Origin of the sequence: Hansschlegelia beijingensis (genome assembly GCF_045505405.1) — a bacterium.
GTDB lineage: Bacteria > Pseudomonadota > Alphaproteobacteria > Rhizobiales > Methylopilaceae > Methylopila > Methylopila beijingensis_A.
Genome location: NZ_JBJKEX010000598.1, coordinates 1 through 988 on the forward strand (window position 1 = coordinate 1; position 988 = coordinate 988).

The 988-nt window shown below is 68.7% G+C and carries 1 protein-coding gene; it reads left to right on the plus strand.

Annotated elements, in window-relative coordinates; translation table 11 throughout:
• On the plus strand, positions 1-879 hold an 879-nt coding region (locus tag ACIKT0_RS18975; RefSeq protein ID WP_407106847.1), incomplete at its 5' end, for a CDP-alcohol phosphatidyltransferase family protein.
• Positions 880-988 lie beyond the last annotated feature (109 nt).

Below are 988 nucleotides of genomic sequence, written 5' to 3' on the forward strand. Positions count from 1 at the left end.
GGGGTCGCGGTCGCGGCCAATGTCGCGGGACAGGACGCCGCGGCGGCCGCCGCCGCGCTCGCGGAAGGGCGCGTCCCGGCAGGCACGGAAGCGCTGGATTCCGAGGGACTTGCGGGCTCGTACAACCGCAAGCTCCGCAAGCGCGAGATCGCCTATGTGGCGCCCCTGAACGCGCAGACGGCGGCTGATTTCGAGGCCCGCAGCTTCGCCGGCTCCTACAAGGGCGTGACCGACGTCGTCACCAAATATGTCTGGCCGCTGCCGGCCCGGATCGTGACCAAATGGTGCGCCGTGATGGGCGTCACGCCGAACCAGGTGACGATGGTCAGCCTGCTTCTGGTGTTCGTCGCGCTCTGGCTGTTCTGGACCGGCCACTATGGCTGGGGCCTGGTCGCGGCCTGGATCATGACCTTCCTGGACACGGTCGACGGCAAGCTCGCCCGCGTCACCATGACCTACTCCAAGTTCGGCGACGTGCTCGACCACGGCATCGATCTCGTCCATCCGCCGTTCTGGTGGTGGGCCTGGATCGTCGGCCTGCCGGCCGTCGGCCTGCCGCTCGAACGCCCCGGCCTCGCGGTCGGCGTCATCGTCGGCGGCTATGTGGTCCAGCGCCTGCTGGAGGGCGCGTTCCTGCGGCTGTTCGGCATGCACATGCATGTCTGGCGGCCGTTCGACAGCTTCTTCCGGCTGATCACCGCGCGCCGCAACCCGAACCTCGTGATCCTCACCGTGTTCACGCTGTTCGGCCGGCCGGACCTCGGCATGATCGTGGTGCTGTGGTGGATCGTGCTGTCGCTCGTCGTCCACGCGGCGCAGGTCGTGCAGGGGATCATCGCCAGCCGGAAGGGGCCGGTGACCTCCTGGCTGTCGGCGTGAGCCGGCTCGGGATCGTCGCGGGACAGGTCGTCGAGCGCCTGGCCGCCGAGGCCGGACTCGAGCGCGTAGGACATCAGCATGACGTCGTCATAGGTCCTGAGCGTGATCC